24 protein-coding genes are annotated in these 25,398 nt (G+C 59.3%); 14 read left to right on the forward strand and 10 right to left on the reverse strand.

Features of this window, described 5'->3' with window-relative positions; all coding sequences use genetic code 11:
- The first annotated feature begins 49 nt into the window (after positions 1–49).
- Positions 50–1,759 carry an adenine deaminase C-terminal domain-containing protein gene (locus H7B67_RS05340; RefSeq protein ID WP_185119225.1) on the forward strand — a complete coding sequence of 570 codons (1,710 nt, stop codon included), beginning with the start codon at positions 50–52 and terminating at the stop codon, positions 1,757–1,759.
- A 110-nt stretch (positions 1,760–1,869) separates the two neighbouring features.
- Here H7B67_RS05340 and H7B67_RS05345 read toward each other — a convergent pair whose 3' ends face one another.
- The 4 genes from H7B67_RS05345 to H7B67_RS05360 form a co-directional block, all read right to left on the reverse strand.
- Complete coding sequence (locus H7B67_RS05345) at positions 1,870–2,229, reverse strand: response regulator (protein WP_185118763.1); 360 nt, start codon at positions 2,227–2,229, stop codon at positions 1,870–1,872.
- 30 nt (positions 2,230–2,259) lie between these two features.
- Positions 2,260–2,721 carry a chemotaxis protein CheX gene (locus H7B67_RS05350; protein WP_185118764.1) on the reverse strand — a complete coding sequence of 154 codons (462 nt, stop codon included), beginning with the start codon at positions 2,719–2,721 and terminating at the stop codon, positions 2,260–2,262.
- A 134-nt stretch (positions 2,722–2,855) separates the two neighbouring features.
- Positions 2,856–4,154 carry a sensor histidine kinase gene (locus tag H7B67_RS05355; protein ID WP_185118765.1) on the reverse strand — a complete coding sequence of 433 codons (1,299 nt, stop codon included), beginning with the start codon at positions 4,152–4,154 and terminating at the stop codon, positions 2,856–2,858.
- Entirely contained in the window at positions 4,154–4,831 is a 678-nt protein-coding gene (locus H7B67_RS05360; RefSeq protein WP_185118766.1) for a response regulator transcription factor, read from the reverse strand. Before H7B67_RS05360 ends, H7B67_RS05355 begins: the two co-directional genes overlap by 1 nt.
- Positions 4,832–5,035: 204 nt before the next feature.
- Between H7B67_RS05360 and H7B67_RS05365 the strand changes: the two genes are divergently transcribed.
- Genes H7B67_RS05365 through H7B67_RS05375 form a run of 3 tightly spaced genes read left to right on the forward strand, consistent with a single transcriptional unit; the run spans position 5,036 to position 8,568 of the window.
- A complete protein-coding gene (locus tag H7B67_RS05365; protein WP_185118767.1) occupies positions 5,036–5,779 on the forward strand; it encodes a polyphosphate polymerase domain-containing protein in 744 nt (247 codons plus the stop codon).
- Positions 5,772–6,452 carry a DUF4956 domain-containing protein gene (locus H7B67_RS05370; RefSeq protein WP_185118768.1) on the forward strand — a complete coding sequence of 227 codons (681 nt, stop codon included), beginning with the start codon at positions 5,772–5,774 and terminating at the stop codon, positions 6,450–6,452. The genes H7B67_RS05365 and H7B67_RS05370 overlap by 8 nt, the downstream gene beginning before the upstream one ends.
- A gap of 34 nt (positions 6,453–6,486) precedes the next feature.
- Positions 6,487–8,568: a carbohydrate-binding domain-containing protein gene (locus H7B67_RS05375; protein ID WP_185118769.1), complete on the forward strand. Its 2,082-nt coding sequence runs from the start codon at positions 6,487–6,489 to the stop codon at positions 8,566–8,568.
- A 77-nt stretch (positions 8,569–8,645) separates the two neighbouring features.
- Here H7B67_RS05375 and H7B67_RS05380 read toward each other — a convergent pair whose 3' ends face one another.
- The 5 genes from H7B67_RS05380 to H7B67_RS05400 all read right to left on the reverse strand — a co-directional run bounded on the left by H7B67_RS05380 (position 8,646) and on the right by H7B67_RS05400 (position 13,745).
- Positions 8,646–10,481, reverse strand: a complete 1,836-nt coding sequence (locus H7B67_RS05380) for an ATP-binding protein (RefSeq protein WP_185118770.1) — start codon at positions 10,479–10,481, stop codon at positions 8,646–8,648.
- A gap of 134 nt (positions 10,482–10,615) precedes the next feature.
- Complete coding sequence (locus H7B67_RS05385) at positions 10,616–11,581, reverse strand: asparaginase (protein ID WP_185118771.1); 966 nt, start codon at positions 11,579–11,581, stop codon at positions 10,616–10,618.
- A gap of 33 nt (positions 11,582–11,614) precedes the next feature.
- Positions 11,615–12,343, reverse strand: coding sequence for a M50 family metallopeptidase (locus H7B67_RS05390; RefSeq protein ID WP_185118772.1), 729 nt, complete (start codon positions 12,341–12,343; stop codon positions 11,615–11,617).
- A 137-nt stretch (positions 12,344–12,480) separates the two neighbouring features.
- Entirely contained in the window at positions 12,481–12,585 is a 105-nt protein-coding gene (locus H7B67_RS05395; RefSeq protein ID WP_185118773.1) for a sporulation protein YjcZ, read from the reverse strand.
- Between the two features lie 215 nt (positions 12,586–12,800).
- Positions 12,801–13,745, reverse strand: coding sequence for a J domain-containing protein (locus tag H7B67_RS05400; protein WP_185118774.1), 945 nt, complete (start codon positions 13,743–13,745; stop codon positions 12,801–12,803).
- Positions 13,746–13,882: 137 nt separating this feature from the next.
- Between H7B67_RS05400 and H7B67_RS05405 the strand changes: the two genes are divergently transcribed.
- The 4 genes from H7B67_RS05405 (at position 13,883) to H7B67_RS05420 (ending at position 18,739) form a co-directional block, all read left to right on the forward strand.
- Positions 13,883–14,791: an AraC family transcriptional regulator gene (locus H7B67_RS05405; RefSeq protein ID WP_245363590.1), complete on the forward strand. Its 909-nt coding sequence runs from the start codon at positions 13,883–13,885 to the stop codon at positions 14,789–14,791.
- A gap of 112 nt (positions 14,792–14,903) precedes the next feature.
- Positions 14,904–16,418 (forward strand): alpha-glucosidase/alpha-galactosidase, encoded by a 1,515-nt coding sequence (gene melA / locus H7B67_RS05410; protein WP_185118775.1) that lies wholly within the window; start codon positions 14,904–14,906, stop codon positions 16,416–16,418.
- A 944-nt stretch (positions 16,419–17,362) separates the two neighbouring features.
- Positions 17,363–17,800 (forward strand): NfeD family protein, encoded by a 438-nt coding sequence (locus H7B67_RS05415; RefSeq protein ID WP_185118776.1) that lies wholly within the window; start codon positions 17,363–17,365, stop codon positions 17,798–17,800.
- Complete coding sequence (locus H7B67_RS05420) at positions 17,801–18,739, forward strand: SPFH domain-containing protein (protein WP_185118777.1); 939 nt, start codon at positions 17,801–17,803, stop codon at positions 18,737–18,739. It abuts the gene before it with no gap.
- Positions 18,740–18,786: 47 nt separating this feature from the next.
- Here H7B67_RS05420 and H7B67_RS05425 read toward each other — a convergent pair whose 3' ends face one another.
- Complete coding sequence (locus H7B67_RS05425; RefSeq protein WP_185118778.1) at positions 18,787–20,091, reverse strand: WD40/YVTN/BNR-like repeat-containing protein; 1,305 nt, start codon at positions 20,089–20,091, stop codon at positions 18,787–18,789.
- A 270-nt stretch (positions 20,092–20,361) separates the two neighbouring features.
- On the opposite strand from H7B67_RS05425, the gene H7B67_RS30750 reads away from it, so the two are divergent.
- From H7B67_RS30750 to H7B67_RS05455, 6 genes are all read left to right on the forward strand, one after another.
- A complete protein-coding gene (locus H7B67_RS30750) occupies positions 20,362–21,588 on the forward strand; it encodes a nucleotide-binding protein (protein WP_185118779.1) in 1,227 nt (408 codons plus the stop codon).
- The gene (locus H7B67_RS05435) at positions 21,551–22,792 is read left to right on the forward strand and encodes an ATPase, T2SS/T4P/T4SS family (RefSeq protein WP_185118780.1); all 1,242 of its coding nucleotides are present in this window, start codon (positions 21,551–21,553) and stop codon (positions 22,790–22,792) included. Before H7B67_RS30750 ends, H7B67_RS05435 begins: the two co-directional genes overlap by 38 nt.
- Positions 22,789–23,529 carry a type II secretion system F family protein gene (locus H7B67_RS05440; protein ID WP_185118781.1) on the forward strand — a complete coding sequence of 247 codons (741 nt, stop codon included), beginning with the start codon at positions 22,789–22,791 and terminating at the stop codon, positions 23,527–23,529. The genes H7B67_RS05435 and H7B67_RS05440 overlap by 4 nt, the downstream gene beginning before the upstream one ends.
- Positions 23,526–24,410: a type II secretion system F family protein gene (locus H7B67_RS05445; RefSeq protein WP_185118782.1), complete on the forward strand. Its 885-nt coding sequence runs from the start codon at positions 23,526–23,528 to the stop codon at positions 24,408–24,410. The genes H7B67_RS05440 and H7B67_RS05445 overlap by 4 nt, the downstream gene beginning before the upstream one ends.
- Before the next feature lie 24 nt (positions 24,411–24,434).
- Complete coding sequence (locus H7B67_RS05450; RefSeq protein WP_185118783.1) at positions 24,435–24,644, forward strand: Flp1 family type IVb pilin; 210 nt, start codon at positions 24,435–24,437, stop codon at positions 24,642–24,644.
- Between the two features lie 89 nt (positions 24,645–24,733).
- Complete coding sequence (locus H7B67_RS05455; RefSeq protein ID WP_185118784.1) at positions 24,734–25,351, forward strand: pilus assembly protein; 618 nt, start codon at positions 24,734–24,736, stop codon at positions 25,349–25,351.
- The last annotated feature ends 47 nt before the right edge of the window (positions 25,352–25,398 follow it).

Below are 25,398 nucleotides of genomic sequence, written 5' to 3' on the forward strand. Positions count from 1 at the left end.
CAGCAGATTGATTGCGACAACAATAGAGAATCCGGGAGGAACCGCCATGATCCGAGCCGACCTGCTCGTCACGAACGTGAATATCTTCAATGCGTACATGAAGCGATTCTATAAAGGCAACGCCGCCATTCTCGACGGGAGATTCCTCCATGTCGGAGAGGCGGGCGCCGAGGAGTTCGACGCCGCGAGGACGGTCGACGGCCGCGGCCGCTACATGATTCCGGGGCTGATCGACATCCACATGCACATCGAGAGCACGATGGTGACGCCGAGCTCGTTCTCCTACGGACTTCTGCCGAACGGGGTAACGACGATCGTCGCCGAGCCGCACGAGATGGCCAACGTGTTCGGGCTCCGGGGAGTCCGGGAGATGATCAAGGCGAGCAAGAATTGCGCCGTCGACATCTACTACGCGATACCGAGCTCGGTGCCGGCGACGGAGCTGGAGACGTCCGGCGGCCGCATCGAGCTCGAGGACATCGAGGCGCTGCTCCCAGAGGACAGGGTGATCTGCCTCGGGGAGATCATGAACTACATGGAGGTCGTCCACGAGCCGGACTGCAAGACGAACCGCATCCTGAACCATATCCTGCAGCATCACCCGAAGCTGATCGTCGAAGGCCACGTCCCGCGCTTGCTGGGGACGGAGCTGAGCCGCTTCGTCTTCGCCGGCGTCGATTCGGACCATACCCAGCAGACCGTTCGCGGCCTGGACGAGAGAATCAAGGCCGGGGTTTTCGTACAGGTACAGGAGCTCTCGATGACCCGGGAGGTAATGGATTACTTGATCTCGGAGCCGGTATCCGAGCATTTCTGCTTCGTGACGGACGACGTCATGCCGGACGACTTCGTCAAGAAAGGGCATCTGAACCATCTGCTGCGCAAGGCGATCGGCATGGGAATGGCTCCCGAGGACGCCATCTACGCCGGAACGTTCACTCCCGCGAGGAGGATGCGGCTGAGCGACCGCGGAAGCATCGCTCCGGGCAAGATAGCGGATTTTGTTCTCCTCTCTAGCCTGGACGAGTTCCGAATCGATGAAGTGTACAAGAACGGCGCCAAGGCGTTCGACAGCCGGGAGGAGTATCCGCAGCAGCTTCAGCTGAGGCAGTTCCCCGACGACTTCTACGAGAGCGTGAAGCTGGCGCCGCTAGTCGCAGCGGACCTCGTCCTGAAGGCGCCGGCCGAGGAGGGAACGATCCGCTGCCGGACGATGACCGTCGCGGACGGCACCTTCTTCACGGAGGAGCGCATCGACGAGTTCGCGGTTCGAGGCGGTGAGGTTAGGTGGCAGGAATCGCCCTATGCCCTGGTCGCCACCTTCGAGCGGTACGGCCGAACGTCCGGCAACCGGGCACTAGGCCTAGTAGGAGGGAACACGATCGGGCGTGGAGCGATCGCGACGACCTACTCTCACGACAACCATAACCTGATCGTCGTCGGTCGCAACGCGGAGGATATGCTGCTGGCAGCCAACGAGGTCATCAAGCATCAGGGGGGCTATTGCGTAACGGAGAATGGCCGGGTACTCGCGATGCTGAAGCTGCCAGTAGGGGGGATCCTGTCGGAGGAGCCGCTGGAGCAGGTGGCGGAGGACGCCTCTCGCCTGGTCGAAGCGATGATCGGACTCGGCTACGAGCATTACACTCCGATCATGTCCTTCAGCACCCATTCCCTCCCGGTCAGCCCCGGGCTCAAAATCACGGATTTGGGACTCGTCCGCGTCGACGAGCGGGAGATCGTTTCTCTCTTCGCGTGAGCCGAGCGCCCGTTGCCTCTATGCGTATCGCAAGATCAAAACGGAACAAGGCGGCTAGGGGAGAAACTCCCGCATGCCGCCTTGTTCCCGATCTTTAAAGCGAGCTGCCCTTAAGCCAATACCTTGCCGATAGCCTCCAATACCCGTTCCGCTTGGAAAGGCTTGACGACGAAGTCCCGCGCTCCCGCCTGAATCGACTGGACGACCATCCCTTGCTGGCCCATCGCGGAGCACATGATGATTTTGGCGTTCGGATCGTTTTGCCTGATTTGCTTCACCGCGTCGATCCCCTCCATGACGGGCATCGTAATATCCATGGTGACGAGGTCCGGCTTGCAGATCGAATACTGCTCGACCGCTTCAAGGCCGTTGGCCGCTTCGGCGACCACCTCGTGTCCCCCGTTAAGAAGAATGTCCCGGAGCATCATCCGCATAAAAGCCGCGTCGTCGACGACCAATATTTTTGCCATTCTTAGCTGCCTCCCAATCGATTGCGTCTATTATACTTCCAGAGCCATGCAGATCTCCAACCCGTCCATGCCGTCCATATGGATCGGAACGGACACCGTCTTCATCCTGGAGGCTGCCACTCCGAGACCGCTGCCGGTAATAATGGTCGGAGGTGAGATATCCAGCGTAACTCCTCCCTGGGAGAGCTGGATGGCCGCGTTCCCGCAGATCATGTTGGCCAGCTCGGATATCGCGCTCAGGGCCATGTCGTCGAACTCGGCGACCGTCGCTCCTCCCATCATGCCGGATACGATCCGAAGCGCGTCGGCGGTCGACATTCCGGTGTACACTTGTCCTCGAAGATGCCCCGTGACCCCGATGACCGTGATCACTTCCTTGCCGTCCAGCGGCTTCGCTTGTTCGGCGGCCTCTCCGATGCGCGGAGAGAATTGGAACATGCCCAAGATGTTGCTGGCTGATTCCAGAAACGGATGGATGTGCTGGGTTGTCATTCCCTACAAGTCTCCTTATGTTCTGTGAGTTGCGGACCGCTTAAGTGAGTCCATCGCACTCCCATTCTATAGGAAAATCGTTTGGAAATCTCTTCTTCGCATGGGCCTAAAGTCCATTTATTGTTTGGCGATTGTTAGGAATCGGAATTTTTCCTTGGCAAGTATACGCTGAACGAGGTCGACTCCCCAAGGACGCTGCGGGCGACGATGCGTCCTTTGTGCCGCTCGACGATCGATTTGGCGATGGCGAGGCCCAGCCCGTAGCCTCCTTGCTTGCGCGCGCGGGAAGAGTCCGTCCGGTAGAAGCGGTCGAAGATCCGGGTCAGATGCTCCGGCGCGATCCCGTCTCCCGTGTTCGTAACCGACAGGACGACTTCCCCGGCTTGCTTCTTCAGCGAGAGCGAGACGGAGCCCTCCGGCTTCGTGTATTTGATCGCGTTGTCGAGAAGGATCATGACGACCTGTTTGATTTGCTCGCTGCTCCCGACCATCGTCAGATGGGGCTCGATCTCGTAATCGAGACGGATGCGCTTCTCGTAAACGACGGCTTCCATCGTCAGGATGATGCTTTCGATCGCGTCGCTGATATCGAAGGCGGCAACGAGCAGCTCTTCCCGAGTATCATCCATTTGGGTGAGGAAAAGCAGATCGTTCGTCAGCTTGGTCATGCGCTCCGTCTCCGACTTGATATAGTGGAGCCACTTCGACTGATTCCGGATCGTATCTTCGCTATTGGCCAGAAGAACGTCCGTGTTCGTGTTGATGATAGTAAGCGGAGTCTTGAGCTCATGCGACGCGTCGGCGATGAATTGCTTCTGCTTGTCGAACGCTTCCTTGATCGGAGCGATCGAGCGGTTGGCGAAGTAGCGGCTCACGAAGAAGATGACGATAAGCATCGCCAGCGCGACCGCGAGAAACGTATAGATGAGGTTGGTCAGGATTTTCTGCTGGGCGCTGACGTCCAGGAAGACGAACATGTACCCGCCGTCGATCGATCTCTCGCGCGAGAATGCCCAACGGCTGCCGTCCAGCGTAAATTGCCCCGTATCCTTGCCGCTCGACCAAGCCTCCCCAAGGGCAAGCTCGAGCAGCTCGTCGTCGACCTCGAATTGGGACTTGCTTCCCGTCAGCGCGCCATCCTTGTCGGTCATCGCCATAAACGACAGCGAACGCTCGATCGGGGCCATGCCGACGTTATCCTTGGGAGGCATCCCGGAGATCCCGCTGCCGTACGCGGGATCTCCCATCCGTCCCCCGCGGGGACCGTCGTTGATCTTGTGATAAGAATCCGTCGCGCGGGACAGATCCATTCGGATATCGTTCTGGGTGTTGTTATAGGTAATCGTATAGATGGCGGCGAAGGCAACCAGCATAATAATCGAGAAAATGACGAGATTGACGACCAGAAGCCGATTCCGCAGCTTTTTGAACATTAGGCATTCCCCTCGAGCACGTATCCCAATCCTCGAATCGTGCCGATGCGCACGCTCGAATCCAGGAAGGTCAGTTTTTTGCGCAGGAAAGATACGTATACTTCCACGTTGTTATGCTCCGCCTCCGAATCGAATCCCCACAGCTTCTCGATGATCTGCTCCTTGGAGGTCACGGCCTGCTTCCTTAGAATAAGAAGCTCGAGCAACTCGCTCTCCTTCAGGTTCAGCTTGATTTCCTTGCCGCCCGCGCTAAGCTTCAGGTTCGACGTGTTCAGCTCGATGTCTCCGAACTTCAGCGCGCCCTCCGGAACGACCTCGCCCTTGCGTCTCAGCGCCGCCCGAATCCGGGCCAGCAGCTCGCCGGTCGAGAACGGCTTGGCGACGTAATCGTCCGCCCCGTGATCCAATCCCGCGATCTTGTCGTCCACTTCTCCTTTGGCCGTCAGCAGAATGACCGGCGTGGAGTCGCCGCCCTTGCGCAGCTCCTTCAGCACGGAGATTCCGTCCATCTCCGGCATCATGATGTCGAGCAGAATCAGATCGTATATCCCGCTTCGCGCGTAATCCAAGCCCGAGCTTCCGTCATGGACCGCATCGACCGAGTAATGGTTTTTTCTCAGAATTTGCGCGAGAGCCTCGGCGAGATGCTGCTCGTCTTCTACGATTAATATTCTCATCGGTTCTTCATCCTCTATCGTTTGGCTTCCTCTTATGCGCTCTCATTATATTAACGCTACCTTTAATAAACCTTAACGGCATAACCGGCGAAAATTTGAAATGTTATCGGAATGTAAACTCGTTTAAGCTTCGTTAAAGGTTCGGGGGATAAGATACGGACATGGCAAGCGAGCAACACTTTACACGAGAGGAAGGGTGGCCCTATGGCTATCGAGGTTTTTAACCGCCACGAGAACAAATACCTGATGAACCGCGAGAAGTACCTTACCTTTTATAACGCGCTGCTTGAGTATATGGAGAAGGACGAATACAACAAGAACGAGTTTTACTCGATCAGCAACCTGTACTTCGATACCGAGCACGACACGATGATCCGGACAAGCCTGATGAAGCCTAAGTACAAGGAGAAGCTCCGGCTCCGGGCGTACGGGGTGCCCAACGAGGATTCGAAGGTGTACCTGGAGATCAAGAAGAAAGTGAACGGGCTCGTGAACAAGCGAAGAACGGCTCTCAAGCTGAACGAAGCCTACGAATTCGTCCGCACGAAGGAGGCGCCGGAGCTTAAGAGCTATATGAACCGGCAGGTCGTGAACGAGATCGACTACATCTTAAGAATGTACGGGGATCTTAGGCCGAAGCTGTATCTGAGCTACGAGCGCAAAGCGTTGTTCGACAAGCGCAGCCGGGATCTTCGAATCACGTTCGATACGAACATCCGCTGCAGGCGCTACGATCTTAAGCTGGAGCTAGGCGATTACGGGGAGCAGCTGCTCGAGGAAGGCCAATGGCTCATGGAAGTGAAGGCGGAGAAGACGGTTCCGTTCTGGCTGTCGAAGCTGCTCTCCGAGCACGGGCTGTACCGCACGAGCTTCTCGAAATACGGCAACGAATATAAGAAAATGCTCAAAAACCAACAGTCGACGAAGGAGACTATCGCATATGCTTGAATCGCTTTTTACCGGTACGACGACCTCGGCCGAACTTACGTTAACGTCCGCCCTGCTCACGATTTTCATATCCATCGCATTAGGCGGAATCATCAGCCTTACCTACATGAAAACGAACCAAGCCGGCTACGCGCAAGGCTTCGCCCTGACGATGGTCGTGCTTCCCGTCATCGTCGCGATCATCATTCTCCTGATCGGCAGCAACATCGCCAGCGCCTTCAGCTTGGCCGGCGCGTTCTCCATCATTCGCTTCCGAAGCGCTCCCGGAGATCCGAAGGATATCACGTACGTCCTGTTCACGATGGCGGCCGGCCTGGCGTGCGGAACCGAGCATTTCGCCTATGCCGTCCTGTTTACCCTTATTCTGTGCATCTTGATGTTCGTTCTAAACCGCTATAACTTCGGAGCCAGAAAAACGCAAGTCAAGACGCTGAAAGTGACCATTCCGGAAAACCTGGGCTACGAGGAGGCGTTCGACGAAGTGTTCGGCAAGTTCGGCGTTCCTTACGAGCTGAAGAAGATCCGCACCACCGAGCTGGGCAGCCTGTACGAGCTCGTGTACAACGTCACGCTTAGCGAGCGGATCAACCAGAAGGAGTTCCTGGACGAGATCCGGGCGAGAAACGGCAACCTCGACCTGTCGCTGACGATGAGTCCGACACCGGAATATTAACGGCATCATTCATACCCGAGAGGATGGATTTCCTATGAAAGAACTGACGACGAAAAGAAAAACGGCCATTCTCCTGCTGAGCCTGGCGATCCTGGCCGGATGCAGCAATGCCGCGACGACGAATGGCGGGAGCACGGAACCGGCTGCCGCGGGGCAGGCCGCGACGACGTCCTATGAAACCGCGGCGGCAAGCGCGCCGACCGAGCTTAAGATGGCCGACCTGGTCGCGTTCGAAGAAGATACGAATTCCGCTTGGAGCGCGGACGGTTCGACCTCGATAACGCTGAACGGAACGAGCGCCACGGTCAGCGGATCGGGCGCGACGGCCGAGAACGGCTCGGTCACGATTGCCGCGGCGGGCACTTACGTCCTCAGCGGTACGCTCAGCGACGGCCAGATCGTCGTCGAAGCCGGCGAAGAGGATACGGTCCGGCTCGTGCTGAACGGAGCGAGCCTCGCGGATAGCGACAGCGCCCCGATCTACGTGAAGTCCGCGGACAAAGCGGTGATCACGCTGGCGGACGGAACCGAGAATACGGTAACCGACGGCGCGGAATACGCTTTGGACGCCGGTTCCGACGAGCCTAGCGCGGCGATCTTCAGCAAGGCCGACCTGTCGATCAACGGCACGGGCAGCCTGACGGTCAACGCGAATTACAAGGACGGAATCACCGGCAAGGACGACCTCTTGATCGCGGACGGCAGCATCGCGATCAAGGCGGCGGACGACGGCATCGTCGGACGCGACCTGCTGGCCGTGCAAGCCGGCACGATCGCGATCGACGCCGCCGGAGACGCGATGAAGTCGACCAACGACGAAGACGCGGACAAGGGCGTCATCGCGATCGCCGGAGGCGCGTTAGATATTAAAGCCGGCAACGACGGCATTCAAGCCGAAACGACGCTGCTGATCGACGGCGGCACCTATACGATCGTGACGGGCGGCGGCAGCGCGAACGCCGAAGCGAAGGTCGAGAGCGGTCCGGGAGGAATGGGCCAAGGCTTCGGCGGCGGCATGCGTCCGGACGGCGGAACGCGCCCGGACTGGTCCGGCACGGACGGCCAGCCGCCGGCGGCTCCGGATAACGGGACAACGACTGCGACGAAGGCTTCCGTAACGACTGCAAACGCAGATCCCGCGATCGTTACGGCGGCGACGGATACGGCGGCAACGGATACGACGGCGACCGATACGACGACGACGGAGGAAAGCGATTCTACCTACGATGCGGGTACGGAGGAGTCGACGAGCGCCAAGAGCCTGAAGGCCGGCACGAACCTCGTCATCAACTCGGGCAGCATCGCGATCGATTCCAAGGAAGACGCCATCCACAGCAACGGCGCCGCGACGGTGAACGGCGGAGAGATCGCGATCAAGTCCGGCGACGATGCGGCCCATGCCGACACGGCCCTGACGATCGCGGGCGGCAAGCTTACCGTCGAAAGCAGCTATGAAGGGCTCGAAGGAGAGACCATCCTCGTCTCGGGCGGAGACGCTAGCATCGTCGCAAGCGATGACGGAGTCAACGGATCCGGCACGGACGCCATGGTCCGCATCAGCGGCGGCACCCTCACGGTGAACGCCGGCGGGGACGGATTGGATTCCAACGGTTCGATCGAGATGAGCGGCGGCACCGTCATCGTCAACGGACCGACGAACGACGGCAACGGAACGCTCGATTACGACGGCACGTTCACGATGAGCGGCGGCTTCCTGATCGGCGCCGGCAGCTCCGGCATGGCTCAGACGACCGCGGAGGATTCCGGCCAATCCTCGATGATCATGACTTACTCGGCGACCCAAGCGGCCGGAACGCTCGTTCACTTGGAGGACGGCGCGGGCAACGCGATCGTTACCTTCGCTCCGGCCAAGGATTACTCGTCCTTCGTCATCAGCTCGCCGGACCTGAAGCAAGGCGAGACGTACGCGCTCTATTCCGGCGGATCGTCGACCGGCACGGAGAGCAACGGCTTATATACGGACGGCCAGTACTCCGGCGGAACGAAGGTCGTGGAGTTCCAGCTCGAGAGCAACTCTACATGGGTTAACGAGTCTGGCGTGACCGCCGCGAATACGGGTCACGGCATGGGCGGCATGGGCGGCGGTCGCCGCTAATAAAGAAGGGCGTCTCCAAGCCGGCATAACGGTTTGGAAACGTCCTTTCTTTATGTGCGAGGTCGTCCACTTCTCGGTTAGGGTTTGATCCCGCGATCGAGAGCCGGGAACATTCTCGCGATTTCGTTATAGAGCTGGGACCGGCTTAGCGGATATTGCAGCACTTTCTCGACGGCGGAGGATTGGACCGGTTCGTTCCTGTCAGGCTCGCGATCGGCGCTGACGAGAACGATCGCTCCTACGGACTTAGCCGCGTCCAGCCGAAGTTTCTCGGCCAGCCGGACCGCATTCTCGCCGCGAAGCTTCCGGTCGATCATCACCAGATCGAAGCGTTCCGGACGATTCAGAAGAACCAAGGCTTCGGATCCGCTGCCGGTCGTGCGGACGGCGAAGCCGAACGGTTCCAGCTGTCCCTTCAGCATCAGCTTCGTCTCGGGATTGTCGCAGACGATCAGGATGCTTAGCGCAAGCATCGGAACGTCAACCGGCTTGTCCGGAAGCGCCGAACCTTCCGCAAGGCCGAACCGGGCGGTGAAGGAGAAACGGCTCCCGACGCCTACTTCGCTCTCGGCCCGGATCGTGCCGCCCATCAGCGTCGCGAGATTCCGGCTGATGACGAGACCGAGTCCCGTTCCTCCGTATACGCGGGTCGTGGACATGTCGGCTTGGGTGAAAACCTGAAACAGCTTCGAACGCTGCTCGTCGGAGAAGCCGATTCCCGTGTCGGCGACGGTGAACTCGAGCAGGACTTCCGCATCGTCCCTGCTAAAGACGGCGACCCCCAAGACGACCTCCCCGCGGTCGGTGAATTTGACGGCATTGTCGGATAGGTTCAGGAGCACCTGATTCAGCCGGAACGGGTCGCCGACCAGCAGCCGAGGGACGTCGCGATGGATCGAGAAGCTCAGCTTCAGTCCTTTGTCATGGGCCTTGATGCCGATGAGGTTCGAGATTCGATTCAACGTCTCGCCGAGATCGAATTCGATTCGTTCGAGAACGACCTTGCCCGCTTCGATTTTGGAGAAGTCGAGAATATCGTCAATGAGCGAGAGAAGGTTCTTGGCCGACAGGATGGTCTTGTCCACATAGCCCTTCTGCTGTTCGTTAAGCGACGTACGCTGCAAGAGATTGCCGAGTCCGATCACCGCATTCAGCGGGGTGCGGATCTCGTGGCTCATGTTGGCCAGGAATTCCCCTTTGGCGCGGTCCGCCGCCTCCGCCGCTTCCTTGGCCTCCTCGAGCTGAACGTTTTTGCTCTCCAGCTCGGCCGTGCGGGCCTCGACGAGCTCTTCGAGATGCTCCTTGTAATGAAGCAGAGAGCTTTCGCTGATCCGCAGCTGCTTCTCGATTTCGATTCTCTTGATGGCGTATGAGATCAGAGAATAGAAGAAAGGAATCGCAAAGGCATGGAAAAGGACGTACGGCACGAAATATTGGCCTGTGTAGTCGCTGTCGACCCGGATCGAACCGAGGCGTACCCAGAGGATGGATTGGACGCCGAGAAGCAAGCCGAACAGCACCGCGTATTTCTTTAAGACTCCGGGCCGTTCGCGACGGAGCCGGTAAGCGGCAAGGCCGATCAAGGCTCCGCTGGCGATCAAGGCTAATCCGGGCAGAAGGTACCCTCCGAGGAACAGCCTGAAGATTCCGATGAGCAGAGTCGTCAATAGAACGGATAGAGGCCCCCCGAAAACGCCGGAGAAAAAGAGGCATTCGAGCCGAACGTCCAGCCGCAGGCCCATATGGTAAGGGAAGGACATCGCGACGATTCCCATGATTCCGAAGAGGAGTCCGAAGATGACCTCCTGCATTCTCTTGGACTGGCGGGCATAATAGGGGTAAATCCATCTCAGCAGGAAAACGAAACTGACCATCAACGCGCTGCATTGAGCAAAGTAGTAAAGGAATCCCATGCGCCACCCGCTTCGACTTCTTTCGATTGATGTGCCCTCATTATACAAAGAGCCGTCGAACAAGGAAAGGGGCCGTAAAGGCGCATGCAAAAGGGTCCGGGATGGCAGCGTGGGCTGTTCCCGGACCCTAGTCGTTATTCGAACGCGGCCTTGATCTCGGCCGCGTTCTTCTTCGAAGCCAGAAGCACGGCCAGCTTCAAGCGGGCTTTCGGCCCGTTCAGCCCGCGGGCGAAGACGACGCCGAGCTCCGTGAGCATCGCTCCTCCGCCTTCATAGGCGTAAGTGCCCTGCGGCTCTCCGCCGATGCAGCGGCTGACCAGAACGACCGGAATCCCCGCCGCGATCGCCCGTTCGATTCCGGGCAGAAGGGAAGGAGGGACGTTGCCTTGGCCGAACGCTTCAAGGACGATGCCTTCGGCCCCCTTGGAGAGCGCGAACTCCAGCCAGTCCGCTCCCATGTCGAGCACGGCCTTGACGAGGAAGACGGAGCCGAGAGAGAGAACCGCCGCGTCCTCGTAGCTTGCGGCGGGTTCCATGGAGTAGCGGAACTCCGCCTTGCCGTTCCGCACCCAGCCGATCGGGCCGGACTCCGGGGATTGGAAGGCGAGCAGGCTGGACGTATGCGTCTTCGTGACATAACGCGCCGCATGGATCTGATCCTGCATGACGACGAGCACGCCGCGGGAGCGCGCGTTCCCGCTTGCGGCCGCATAGACGGCGCTCATCAGATTGACCGGGCCGTCGGTTCCCGCGTCATTGGACGCCTTCATCGCTCCGGTGACGATGACCGGCTTGCCCCAAGGGAGCTGAAGATCCAGGAAGTAGGCCGTCTCCTCCAGCGTATCGGTGCCGTGGGTGACGACCACCCCGTCGATCTCCGGGTTCGCGAGGCTGTCCCGAACCGCCCGAAGCAGGGCGTTCAGTTCCGTCAGGGTCATCTGAGGGCTTGACTTGTTGCATACGTCCTCGGAGACGACCTCGATCTCCCCGTTCAGCCATCCGGATAACACGTCGTTCGTCGGGCGATCCACCTTGCCCGTGCTCGCGTCGTGAGACATCGCTATCGTTCCGCCGGTGGTCAGCAGCTTGATTTTGCTCATGTAGGAATCCCCCCGTTTAAACATACCGTCCTATTATACGTCCATTCGCCGCTTGGGCCAAATGCCGTCCCTTCGTTTCGCCGCAGCGGCGGAGGGGCCGCTCACGGTTCGAACGAACAGCTGCAGCGACCGGCCGACGCAAGCCAGAGCGAACAACAGGAAGAGGATCGACCAGAGAAGAGCCGGCAAGCCGGTAATCCGCTCCAGCGAGGAAGCGTCGCCCGCGCTCCGGGAGCCGTCAAGGGAATTCAGCACGAGCGTGAAAGGCCCCATCGCCGATTCCTCAAGCGTCAGGAAAGCGAGAAGCCCGTAATAAACGCTTCGGATCCAGTCCTTCTTCTGGAATAGGACCAGCGCGTTTAAAGCGATGAACCCGATGAGCCACCTAAAGCCGAAGCCCGAATGGACGTAGAACGCGAGCAGCGCCAGGGCGATTCCCGTCATGAGCCAAAGCCCGAGCTTCTGCTTCCCCGCGCTTTGGAGATAAAACAGCAGAAGGGCGAACAATGAGGCGCCTATGTAGCCCGAGAGCGCAATGGGAAGATGGCTCCACGAGGAGGCCAATCGGAAATACGTCACTCCGCTGTGATCGGCGTGCAGCTCGACGCTGAGCACGCTTCCGGACAAGAGCAGGGTCGTAGCCGCGTGGCTGAATTCGTGAACCATCGTATCGAGATTGCGGAAGAAGGCCGAGAAGGGAATCAGCCTGGTCAGGAACAGGGATACGATCAGATAAAGGATCGACAACAGCCATTTGCTCAACGAGCTTCGCTCCTCGTCTCCCGGCGTTTTCTCTATTTTCACATAATGATCCTAAATTGCAAGCGGCGATAAAAAAAGCCCACCGCGCCGCAAGGACGCGATGGGGTGAGGTTAGCCTCGTGTGGAATGTCCGCGAATTAGTAGCCTGCCTTCAGGATGATGACCAACAGGATGAACAGTACGAGAGCGAAAGCTGCTGCTCCCATGCCGCCGTAGCTGGCGCCTGCAACTGGGTAACTCATGCGTTATCACCACCGTGGAAGTAGGATTGTGTATCACCCTGTCATCTTATGACCGGGGACATTCGGATGACCGAGGCAAACGCACAGATCAAACTCAGGTTCCGCGAACGCCCGCCCATAATAGGCATTTCGATTTAGCGCGCAAGAAAAAGGCTTCCGCCGTCGCGAGCCTCGACTCGATCAACGGCGGAAGCCATCCGCACATGCCATAACGCTTATTCGGCTTCGTTCAAGTAGTGAAGAATAAACTGAGCGGCCTTCTCCGGGTTGGCGGCGGAGGCTTTGATGGCGGCGTAATACTGGCCGGTTCCGTTCACGCCCAGCTCATCGCCGAGCGGCGTTTCGGACAAGTCGATCGCATATACGGCTTCGTCCAGAGAGGGCTCGGGTTGTCCGTTCGAATCGACCGGCTGGTAGACGATGGCCTGCGAGTCCCCATCCTGCGGCAGCTCCCCGGCGCCGGCGCCCTCGTAAGAGTCGAGAGGAAGGAAGAAGCCTTGGTTGGCGAGTTTCTCGAAGTTCGCCTTGTCCACGATGAACAGGTCCGACTTGTTGTCGAGCAAGACGATCACGCTTTTCTGAATGAGGGCCATATCCTGCTCGCTGCGAACCTCGCTAGGGACGTAGGTAAGCTCGGCCTTCACGCGCTTCCAGTCCGGGAACCGCTTCAGAATCTCCTCGCCAAGCGGCTCCGTGTCGGCGCCGAAGCTCTCCCCGTAGAAGAATTCCCCGTAGAACATGACGGACAGGTCGATCGGCGGCAGCTTGGCCAATCTCGCCTGCTCCTCCCGATGATCGACAAAAGCCTTGATTCCGTAACCGATCAAAGCGAGAACGATAAGTCCGATAAGCATGTGAAATTTATAATAGTGGAAAAAGTGATCCCATTTCTGGGCTTTGTTCGCCATGCCCTTGAATTTGCCGTATTCCTGGGCGGTGAACTCCGCTTTGGCCTGGTTCTCCTCGTAATCGCGGATAAAACGGTAGGCTTCGCTGATCTTGTCCAAGTCCACGGCTTCTTCGGCGGGCGTATCTCCGCCTTCCCTCATCTTCTGGGCGCGGGCCCGGCGCGTCAAGAGGAAGAACCGATTCTCCAGCTCTTCCTTGGTAGCGGTCTCCGGAAGTCCAAGCGTTTCGTAAGCCTGTTTCAAGTCTTCCAATTCGGTCACCTTCTGTCGTTGTCTTCAACACTTTAATTAGTATACGTGATAATTTGAGGCGCTTCCACCGGGTCTACTCTTTTCACGGGCCGATCGGTTAGAATAGGAGGAAACTCGCGCAAGGGAGCCTGGCGACTTTGACCATAAGCTTATTTCCGGCGGAGTGGCTGGAAGGACAATATCAGCCTCGGGTGCATGCCTACTACTTCAAGGAATGGAACCGGTTCGAGATGGACTACCATCGGCACCCGTCCACCGAGATCATGTACGTCATCTCCGGCACTTGCCGGGTGGAGCTCGCGGCGACGCCCTCGGACAACCCGGTTTCGATCTTTATGAAAAAGGGCGAATTCGTCGTTCTTAACGCCGACGCCCCTCATCGCCTGATCGTCGCGGACAAGTGCCGGATGCTCAACATCGAATTTCATCGGGTCGATTGGGCGGGACCGGTTCCCTCCTTTAAACAATTGTCCGTCGAAGAAAAGGCGCTTCGCGGATTGCTGGCCGAGCCGGAGCCGTACGCGGTGCTTCGCGATCCGGAGGATGTCTACCATACGCTGAGAAGCCTCGTTCTCGAGCTGGACAGGAACGGCTCCTCCGACGGGGCGATGATTCAACTGCTGCTCTCCCAGCTGATCATCCGCATAGGAAGATTGCGTTCGGAGTCCCTCGGCGGCGATTCTCTTCCGGCGGAGCAATACGTCCGGCAAGCGATCGAATACCTTCACCAGAATTACGACCGGGAGATTCAAGTGAAGGATATCGCGGCGGCCGTCAGCTTGCACCCCGGCTATCTGCAGCGGATCTTCAAGGCGCAGGCGGGACGGACGCCGGTCGAATATTTGACGGATCTTAGAATGAAGAAAGCCCGGATGCTGCTCCGGCAGACGGACATTCCGGTGTCGGATATCCCGGAATACGTCGGCGTCGGCAGCAGGCCGTATTTCCACGCACTATTCAAGAAATATACGGGACTTACTCCGGTCGAGTTTCGGGGATTGCGGGACACCCATCGCTGGGACTTGGATAAAAGTGAGGATTTCTGACAGCTGCGCGCACAGGAAGTCACGATATTGATAACGCTCTTGTCGGCTGCGTCGATACAATGAAAGAGAAAGTCGTTCATTGAAGAAACGAGTCCACGGAGGCGTTATAGCGATGTCATTTAAAATTGCGTTCATCGGAGCGGGCAGCATCGGCTTCACCCGCGGCTTGCTGCGCGACCTGCTCAGCGTGCCGGAGTTCCATAACATCGAGGTTGCTTTTACGGACATCAATCCCCATAACCTGGAGATGGTGACCGAGCTGTGCCAGAGAGACATCGAGGAGAACGGATTGCCGATCCGGATTCAAGCTTCGATCGACCGCCGGGAAGCGCTGAAGGACGCGAAGTACGTGATCTGCACGATTCGCGTCGGCGGCTTGGAGGCGTTCGCGACGGACGTGGACATTCCGCTTAAATACGGGGTCGACCAATGCGTGGGCGACACGCTTTGCGCGGGCGGCATCATGTACGGGCAGCGCGGCATTCAAGAGATGCTGAATATCTGCAAGGATATCCGGGAAGCGGCGGCCAAGGACGTTCTTCTGCTCAACTACGCGAACCCGATGGCGATGCTCACTTGGGCCTGCAACAAGTACGGCGGCATCCGGACGGTCGGCCTGTGCCACGGCGTGCAGGGCGGCCATTGGCAGATCGCGCAGGCGTTCGGACTGGAGATGGAAGAGGTCGATATCGTCTGCGCGGGCATCAACCATCAAACCTGGTACGTCCAGATCAAGCACAAGGGCGAAGACCTGACGGGCAAGCTGCTCGAAGCCTTCGAGAAGCATGAAGACTTCAGCCGCACCGAGAAGGTCCGGATCGACATGCTGCGGCGCTTCGGCTACTACAGCACGGAATCGAACGGACACCTCAGCGAATACGTTCCGTGGTACCGCAAGCGTCCGGACGAGATCAAGGATTGGATCGACCTCGGCAGCTGGATCAACGGGGAGACCGGCGGATACCTGCGCGTCTGCACGGAAGGCCGCAACTGGTTCGAGACCGACTTCCCGAATTGGATGAAGGACCCCGCGCTGGAGTACAAGCCGTCCGAACGCAGCCACGAGCACGGCTCCTACATCATCGAAGGGCTCGAGACGGGCCGGGTTTATCGCGGGCACTTCAACGTGGTCAACGACGGCGTCATCCGCAATCTTCCGGCGGACGCGGTCATCGAAGCGCCCGGCTACGTCGACGGCAACGGCATCTCGATGACGACGGTCGGAGACCTTCCGCTCGGACCGGCCGCGGTGTGCAGCGTCAGCATCTCCGTGCAGCGCCTCGCGGTCGAAGCGGCGGTGAGCGGCGACGACAAGCTGCTTCGCCAGGCGTTCATGATGGATCCTCTCGTCGGTGCCGTCTGCAATCCGAAGGAGATCTGGCAGATGGTGGACGAGATGCTCGTCGCGCAGGAGAAGTGGCTGCCGCAATACGGCGCGGTCATCGCGGAAGCGAAGGAGCGCCTGGCGTCGGGCAATCTGTTGCCGACGCGCGAAGGCTATCAAGGCGCCGCGCGCCAGCAGGTGAAGACGGTCGAGCAGATGCAGCTGGACCGGGACGAAGCCAACCGCAACGCCGGCGAGTCCGACAAGGGCAAGAACCGGCACAAGCTGCCGACGGATATCTAAGCATCATGTTGAAATGCCGCTCCCTAGCGCGATGGCGCTCCCGGGGGCGGCTTTTTAGCGCTATGCACCGGGCTGCGACGGTTGTTCGAACGGGAGAGCGAGCGGAGGCTTCTTTTCCTTCGCGCGGCTGTGCGATGCGGCGTTTCTTCCAGACGCACTCCTCATTTCTATGTAACGGACATCAGCGACTCTTATTCGGCTTTTTACGACCATTCCGGATTTTAACGGACACAGGAGCCCCTTAAATGTCGGTAACCTCCATTCGAAGCGATAGAATAGAAAATAAGCGTCTCGTATGTCCGTTACTCCGAAACCCGAGATAGAACACGATCGCATCACGAACCTTACAGGTTAAAATAGAGGATCCGTCCGGTTGCGAGACTAATTGGTTTATTTACGGCGGCAGCAGTATGCGAACGGGCAGTCGCAAGCGGTCATGCAAAAGGCGATAGCGAGACGGGAGAGGATTCCGTCTTGCCGATGACAATCCTACAATCCTACGACCCTGCGCCACGATCAATGCCCCCCTCGACTGTAACGGAACTCAGAGCCCTTATTCCCGTCAAAATCGACCTTTTCCCATTTTAACGGAAGTGTGAGCCTTTATTTTGGCAAAAAGCCTCTAAATACAAGCCTTTTCCCAGAATAAGGGCTCTGCGTTCCGTTAGACTTCCAGAGCGTGCCTAAGCAGAGAAATTAGGGCTCTCACTTCCGTTACAGCGTCAAACGCCACGTCGACATGATCGCACGACGAAGGACCCACCCCAGCCTCTCCTGACCGAAAGGGATAATGGTACGCCATCCCTTCGAAAAGCAGCCCGAAAGCAGGAATGATCCCGCCCGGACGGACGTATATATGCCTCGAGGCAAGAATGGGCCGGCAGTCCGCGGCGGTGGACAAGATTTTACGGCGATATTCGATCCGAAAAAGGCGGAGGTCCCACATGGAGTCATCGATCCTCTGGTTGATTGCCGGTTTGCTGCTCGTCATAGCGGAGATTTTGACGCTGACGTTCTTCCTGCTGTGGTTGGCGATTGGGGCTTTCGCAGGGGCGATCGCGGCATGGCTGGCTCCGGATTCCTTCTTCGTTCAGGCGCTGGCGGCCGTAGTCGCGGCGGGCGTGCTGACCGTCTTCACCAAGCCGTTATCCCGCAGGTTCCGCAAGTCCGGCAAAGGGTTCGAGGATGCGATCGATCGGTTGATCGGCAAGCAAGGCATCGTGATCGAGGACATCGAAGAGGGCAAGTCCGGCATCGTCAAGGTGGAGGGCGAGCTGTGGAGCGCCGTCTCGGATGAGCGTCTGGCCAAAGGAGAGCCCGTCGTCGTCCTTCGCAGGGGAACGGCGCAGGTAGAGGTGCAAAAATGGGGAGGGAATCGCTAGGTGGCCATCGTTATCGTCGTATTGATCCTTTTGCTGGCTGTCGTGTTTGTCGGCTTCTCGATCAAGATCGTGCCTCAACAGAAGGTCGGCGTCGTCGAGCGTCTCGGGAAGTATAATCGGCTTCTCACGCCGGGCGTCAACATTCTGGTGCCGTTCATCGATTACGTTCGCGTGAACCACGACCTCCGAATCCAGCAAGCGCACGTGCCGCCCCAATCGGTCATTACGAAGGACAACGTTCAGGTTCAGATCGATACGATTATTTTCTACCAGGTGGTGGCTCCCGAGCAGGCAACCTACGGAATCTCCGATTACGTGTCGGGCGTGAGCAACATCACGACGGCGACGATGCGGCAGATCCTGGGCAAGATGGAGCTTGACGAGACGCTGTCCGGGCGGGAGAAAATCTCGATCGAGATCCGGCTGGCGCTGGACGAGGCGACGGAGAAGTGGGGCGTGCGGATCGAGCGCGTCGAGGTGATCGACATCAAGCCGCCTGCCGACATCCAGGAAGCGATGGATAAGCAGATGAAGGCCGAGCGCAGCAAGCGGGCGATCGTGCTCGAAGCCGAAGCGGCCAAGCAGGACATGATCCTGCGGGCGGAAGGCGACAAGCAGAGCAAAATCTTGAAGGCCGAAGGCGACAAGGAGGCGCGCATCCGCGAGGCGGAAGGGCTGCGGCAGGCCCAGGAACTCGAGGCGCTCGGACAGGCGAAGGCGATTCAGGCCGTGGCGGAAGCCGAGAAAACGCGGGTGGAGCTGCTTGCGGCGGCGGGACTGGACGAGAGAGTGCTGGCGTACCAATCGTTCGATGCGCTCACGGAGATCTCGAAGGGCCCGGCGAACAAGGTATTCCTTCCTTCCAGCGCCGTGGAGGTGCTTGGGAGCATAGGGTCCATCGGGGAACTTTTCAAGACCGCCGCTAAGGAAGGCAAGTAAACGTAAAGAGCCCATCCCGGCAATTCCGGAGGATGGGCTCTAATCGTTCATTTAGGCGTCAGATCGCGCCAGCTGCGGCCGCTGTCCGTCGTTCCGAGAAGAAGGCTGGAGCTCGGGTTCCGGGGATTCATCGCGACGACCCATCCGTCTTGAGGGGAGAGGAAGCTGGAATCCTCCACGCTGACGAGGCGCGGATCTTCGATCTTCGCGAAGGAGCTTCCTCCGTTCTTCGTATGAAGCAGCCCGCCTTCCACCGGTCCCGCGCCTACGCTAAGCGGAACGTATCCGAATTTCGCGTTTACGAAATCCAGCTTGACCGGGTAGGGGCGGATTCCCGGGATCTGCTGATTGCGGAGCTGCCAGCTGATGCCGCCGTTGGACGTATGATACAGCTTCGATCCGTGGGTGTTCGGATTCGCGAGCAGCAGGAAGCCGTTGCGAGGATTGATGAACTGGATGTCCACGGGAGTCCATTCGCCGTTCAGCTTGGGAGCGTTGGACAGCAGACTCCAGTGGCGCCCCCCGTCCTTCGTTTTCCAGACGGCGGTTCGGCAATCGGCGTTCGAATCGGACGGGACGAGCCCCGGTCCCGGGCAGGCCGTGCCGAGTCTTCCCGCCGCGTAGCCGGTCCTCTCGTCCGGGAACGAAATCCGGTAGGGAGCGGCCTCGTTGTTCGGAAGGGAGACGTCCGTCCATTGCCTGCCGCCGTTCTCCGTTCTCCAGATGCGGGTACCCGTCCGGACGAAGGCGTTGCTGGAATCGACGGCGGCGACCTCGTTATCCGCGCTTGCCTTCGGATCCTCCTTGGTCCATTGGGCGGACCAAGATTCGCCTCCGTTGCGCGTGTTCAGTATGGTGAGCTTCGAGCAGACGGTTTGGCCGGACTCCTCCCTGCACTCCGACGGTCCGACGGCCCAGCCTCTTCGGTTGTTGGCCATCGCGAAGGAGGCTTCCCGCACGTTGTCATGGAGCAGGCGCTCCGTCCACTTGCTGCCGCCGTTTGTCGTGCGCCACACTCTTGTCCGCTTATCGTCTCCGCTCGTTCCGAAGGTCCAGCCGTGTTCGGAATCGACGAATTGGACGCCTTTGAGCTTTAAGGAAGTCGTCTTGGCTTCGGGAGCCGCCGACGGCGCCGGTGCGGCAGACGGGCTTGGGTTCGCGCTTGGGGCCGAGCTCGGAGCCGGAGCGGCGGAAGGGCTTGGATTTGCGCTCGGGGCCGGGCTTGGAGCCGTGCTTGGAGCCGGACTAGGGCTTGGGCTCGGCGTCGGGGCGGAGGCGGAGACGGTCGCCGCTCCTCCCGCAAGGACAGCAATAGCCAGCAGCAAGGCCGGCAGACGCGCGTATTTTCTCATCGGGATCTCTCCTGTTCGGGTTGGACTTGCGCCAGCCATTAGGTTTTCCCTTCTTTTCCCATTTTTAATCATTGCGGAACGAAATTCGGGTTGACGGATTTTCCTCGAAATGGTATCTTATCCATACATTCAATTCGGCTTGCGGAAGCACCGCAATTTCCGGCGCGAGAGCGTCTCGGGAGTTGCGGTGCTTTTTTGCGTTTCGCCGGCATGGGGATCGGGAGGTCCTCCGGCTCGGACGCCGCAAGGCCAAGGAAGGAGAGAATTCGAGTGAAACGATGGGTACTGGCCGTGCCGGAGCCGCAGTATACGGCGAAGCTCGCCCGCTATATGAAGGAGAAGCAGCCTACGTGGGAGGTGAAGGCGTTCACGCAGGAGCTTGCGTTGGTTCGTTATCTATCCTCCGGCGAGGGGGCGGACGCGATAGCGGTGCACGAATCGATGCTGACGGCGGCTCGGGAAGCGATAAAGGCCGGCGGCTTTATGGGCAAAATGCTGGTGCTTCGAGAATCGAACGGCGAGACGGAGCCAAGAGGCGAGAGCGGCAGGAACGAGGCTGGCGCGGCCGCGGGGACCGTCTTGGAGGATGGAACGCCGACGATTCCGATGTATCGGCCGCTGTCGGCGTTATTGAACTCCATGGCCGAGGAGCTGCTTGGAGCGGCGGGAAGAGGCGGCCATGCCGATCCGCGCCTCGGCGCCGCCATCTGGACGGTATTCTCCGCATCGGGCGGAGCGGGGAAGACGACGGTGGCGATGAACCTCGTCCGTCAACTGGGAGAGAGGGGGTACCGGGCGCTCTACTTGAATTTGGAGCCGCTGAACGCAACGGACCTGCTGTTCGGACGAGGGGATCCGGACAGCTTGTCGGGTTTGCTGTACGAGCTGCAAGCCCGGCCGGACCAGATGGAGGAGGAATGGAAGAAGCGGCGCAGGCAGCATTCGGTGCTGCTCGGCGACTACCTGGATGCGCCGGAGCATCCGGCGGAGCGCCTCGCGATGAGTCCCACGCGAATGAAGGAGCTGCTGGGAGTTGTCGCCGGCAGCGGGCGGTATGAGGTCGTCGTCGTTGACCCGGACAGCGGAAGCGGGGAATGGCACCAGGAGCTGCTTGCGATGAGCGACCGGATTGCCTGGCTCGTAACTCCCGAAGCGATGAGCGTCCGCAAGACGGAGAAGCAGTTGCGCTATTGGCAGAGCAAGAGTACGGGCCTGTTCGAGAAGGCTTCGTGGCTGCTTAATAAGGCTTCCGGAAGCGAAGAGCTTCGGGAGCGCTTGCCGCAAGCCCGAATCGCCGCAAGGCTTCCCTATATGCCCCAATGGAAAGGACTCGAGGAGATCGACAAGCTGCTTCGCGCGCCGGCTTTCTGCGGAGCGGTAGAAAGGATCGTCGAGGAATGGGGGTGCCCGGTCAAGGAGGATCGCCCTTCCCGGGCGAGCAGAAGAAGAGGTGCGGCGAGTGGAGACGCAGGCGCTATCTTCAGCAGAATTAGCTAGTCTTCGGGAAGCGGTCAAAGCGAGGCTCTCCTGGGAGACGGCGCTCACGGATGAGGAGCTGAGGAGCGTCATCGAGTCCGAGCTGTTCGCAAGCCGGACGGTCCGGGCGCTGACGGCGGTCGAACGGCAAGCGGCGGTGAATCGGCTCTTTCATTCTTTTCGAGGCTTGGATGCTCTGCAGCCGCTGCTGGACGACCCTCTAGTGACGGAGATCATGATTAACGGGCACTCGGAGATTTTCTACGAGCGCCTGGGGGAGCTGTTCGAATCGGAGATTCGCTTCGAGAGCCGGGAGAGGCTCGAGGATCTCATCCAATCGATGGTCGGACAAGTGAACCGCATGGTGAACGAGGCCTCTCCCATTGTCGACGCGAGGCTGCCGGACGGCTCGCGGGTTCATGTGGTGCTTCCGCCGATCGCGCTCAAAGGACCGACGGTGACGATTCGCCGATTCCCGGCCCAGCCTATTCTGATGGAGGGATTGATCGAACGTGGCTCGATTACGGGGGAAGCGGCGGATTTCCTGAAGCGGCTTGTCCGGGCCAAGTATAACCTGTTCGTCAGCGGAGGAACCGGCTCGGGGAAGACGACGTTCCTGAACGCTTTGTCCCAATGGATTCCGCGGGACGAACGGGTCATTACGATCGAAGATGCAGCCGAGCTTCAACTAAGGAGCATTCCGAATCTGGTGTCGCTGGAGACGCGCAATGCCAATTCGGAGGGCAAGGGAAGAATCGGCATGCGCGAGCTCATTCGGGCGTCGCTCCGGATGAGACCCGACCGGATCGTCGTCGGCGAGGTCCGGGGAGAGGAGGCGTTGGAGATGCTTCAGGCGATGAACACGGGGCATGAGGGATCCTTATCCACGGGACACGCCAATAGCGCCAAGGACATGATTTCGAGGTTGGAGACGATGGTGCTCGGCGGAGCCGATCTTCCGATCGGAGTCGTGAGACAGCAGATCGCGTCGGCCGTCGACGTCATCGTTCATTTAAGCCGCTATCGGGACCGCAGCCGCAAGGTAGCGGAGATCTGCGAGATATCGGGCATGCGCGACGGCGAGGTCGAGCTGCGCACGCTGTTCGAATTCGAGGAAGAAGGGGAACGGAACGGGGTCATCCAGGGAGGGCTCCGGAAGCGGGAGGGTTTGATTCATACGGAGAAGCTGAGGTTTGCAGGCTTAGGGAGGGAGGCGGAGCGATGACGGACTATTCGGAGTACCCCCTTACCCGTTCCCAACGCGTTATGGCGGTTCTCGTCGCGGCAGCGATATTCGGTATCGTCATTTGGTTGATGTACCGGCACGCCGTTATCGCCCTGATGGCGTCTCCGCTCGGTTTGCTCGGCCCTCGTTTGCTCCGGAGCCGCTTGAAGAGACAGAGGCAAGAACGCCTTCGCCTGCAATTCAAAAGCATGCTCCAAGCGCTGGCCTCCCTGCTTGCGGCAGGACGTTCCGTGGAGAATGCCTTCGACGCGCTGGAGGGGGACATGGTTCTGCTTCTCGGGGATCCGAACGCGGATATTATTCGCGAAATTCGCGCGGTAAGGATACGGGCGAAGAGCGGGGACCCTCTGGAAGCCCCTTTGACGGATTTCGCGGCGCGAAGCGGACTGGAGGAGGCGAGAAGCTTCGCCGAGGTGTTCTCCATCTGCAAGAGATCGGGAGGCGACCTGGTCGAGGTCGTCCGGAGAAGCTCGGCGATGATAGGGGAGAAGATGGAGGTCGAGCAGGAGCTGGGCGTCTTGATAGCCCAGAAGAGGCTTGAATCCAGCCTTATGATGGGCATGCCTTTCGCTTTTGTCGGGCTGCTCGGCTTCTTCGCCGGAGATTACATGGAGGGCTTGCATCAGGGAGCGGGCTGGCTTGTTCTGACGGGATGTCTGCTGCTGCTCGGCGGCTGCTGCTGGTGGATGTACCGAATCATGGAGATCCGGATATGAGGTCGGCCTTCTGGTGGACTTGGCTGGCCGCGCTAGCTCTTCTCTATGTCTGGCTGCTCTGGAAGACAAAGACGTGGGGAGCGGTTCTCCGTTCCGGCAGGAATAAGAAGAAGGGGGAGCCGGCGCCGATCGCGGAGCCGTTCCGCGCTTGGTTGGAGCTGCCGCCGCTCAATAACAGAATTCTGCCGTGGCTTCACCGCCCGCAAGCCCATCTGGCGCTGCTTCACGGAGGAATCTGCTCGAACGAGAGACTCGCGGGCTGGGCGGCCCAAACGATCGGCCTTTCCTACTTGACCTTGCTTTTGGCAGGCCTGCTGGGAGCGCTGTCCGGCGGCGGAGCCGAGATGGCCGTTCTAGGCATTGTCGTCGCGGCCCTTCTTCCGCTGCTTCGGGCGAGAGAGATCGGCAAGCGGGTGGAGGAACGGCGGAGGATGATCGTTCTGGAGCTTCCCGAGCTTCTGAGCCGGCTTCTTCTCCTCGTGAACGCGGGAGAGAACGTGCTCCGAGCGTTGGAGAAGTGCCTCCATCGAAGGAAGGGCACGGCTGCCGAGCACCCTCTCTACCTGGAGCTCTCGCATGCGTTGGAATCGCTGAAGAGAGGAGAGACCTATGCCTGGGCGATGGAGGAATTCGGACGCCGATGCGCCGTCCCCGAAGCGAAGCTGTTCGCGACAACCGTCATTATGAATTCGCGGCGGGGAGGCGAGACGTTCGTCGCTTCGCTGCAGGAGCTCTCGAGAACGCTTTGGGAACGAAGAAAGGCGATGGCAAGGACGCTTGGGGAGCAGGCCTCCTCGAAGATGGCTTTTCCCCTTGCGATTATATTTCTGCTTATTCTGATTCTGGTGGGGGCCCCGTCCTTGCTCATGATGTCTACCTAAACGAAATTCAGAGGAGGAACTAAGATGCTGGAGAGAAGCAAACGGCTTCAACGCTGGAGCGCGAGAGGGATGACGATTCTATGGAAGGACAAGAGCGGTCTCGGAACGCTGGAGATCGTGCTGATTGCCGCGGTCATTATCGCGATCGCCCTGCTGTTCAAAGACTGGATCATCGAGTTCTTGAAGGATTTGTTCGGCAAGGTGGAAAGCAATTCGGAAGAGGTGTTCAGCTGAAACGGGGATTAAATACGCTTAGCTGCAGCTCGCGGATACGGAGGGGGTGGAGGGATACCGCCGGGTCTATCGTTCTGGAGTCTTCCCTTGTGTTCCCTGTCCTACTGATGGTTACTTTCTTGATCTTGTTCTTCTCCCTTTATATCGCCCAGGGCGCGATTGTCTATTACGAGGCCTCGACCGCGAGCGAGAGGGCGGCCTTCGCATGGTCGAATTCCAACAAGGACCCGCGCACGGGAGCTTATCCGGAGGGGCAATACGAAGGACTCTACTGGCGGCTGACGGAAGACCGGCTGATCTCCGGGCTCTTCGCAGGGAGAGCGACAGCGGAGGACGAAGGAGGCCTATCGATCGAGAACGAGGCGTCGACGGGAGCTGACGGCGGGTTGACGGAGCGCAAGCTTTCGGCGGCGGCGAACAGCTTGAAAGCCTCGATCCCCGGTGAATGGAGCTACCGGAACACGGCAGTATTCCGAGAGATCGCTGGCGAAGCTTCAAGCTCGGCCGTTCCGGAGGCATTGAGAAGGATCTGGCCGGCGGCGGCGATTCGTTCGGTGCCGACCTCGGTCGTCGTGGAGCCCGCCGAATTCATTCGCACGGTCGATCTGATCCGCTATTATGCCCAGAAGTTCCGCGGGGCGGAGGAAGGCGAGGAGGCTTATCGCTCGAAGGCGCAGGCCGTTCTGCAATCGAAGCTTTCTTCCTAGCAATGCCGTGGAGACGCCATAGAGAGGGGGGACAGGGGTGTCGTCCA

The organism is Cohnella thailandensis (assembly GCF_014212135.1).
Classification (GTDB): domain Bacteria; phylum Bacillota; class Bacilli; order Paenibacillales; family Paenibacillaceae; genus Cohnella; species Cohnella thailandensis.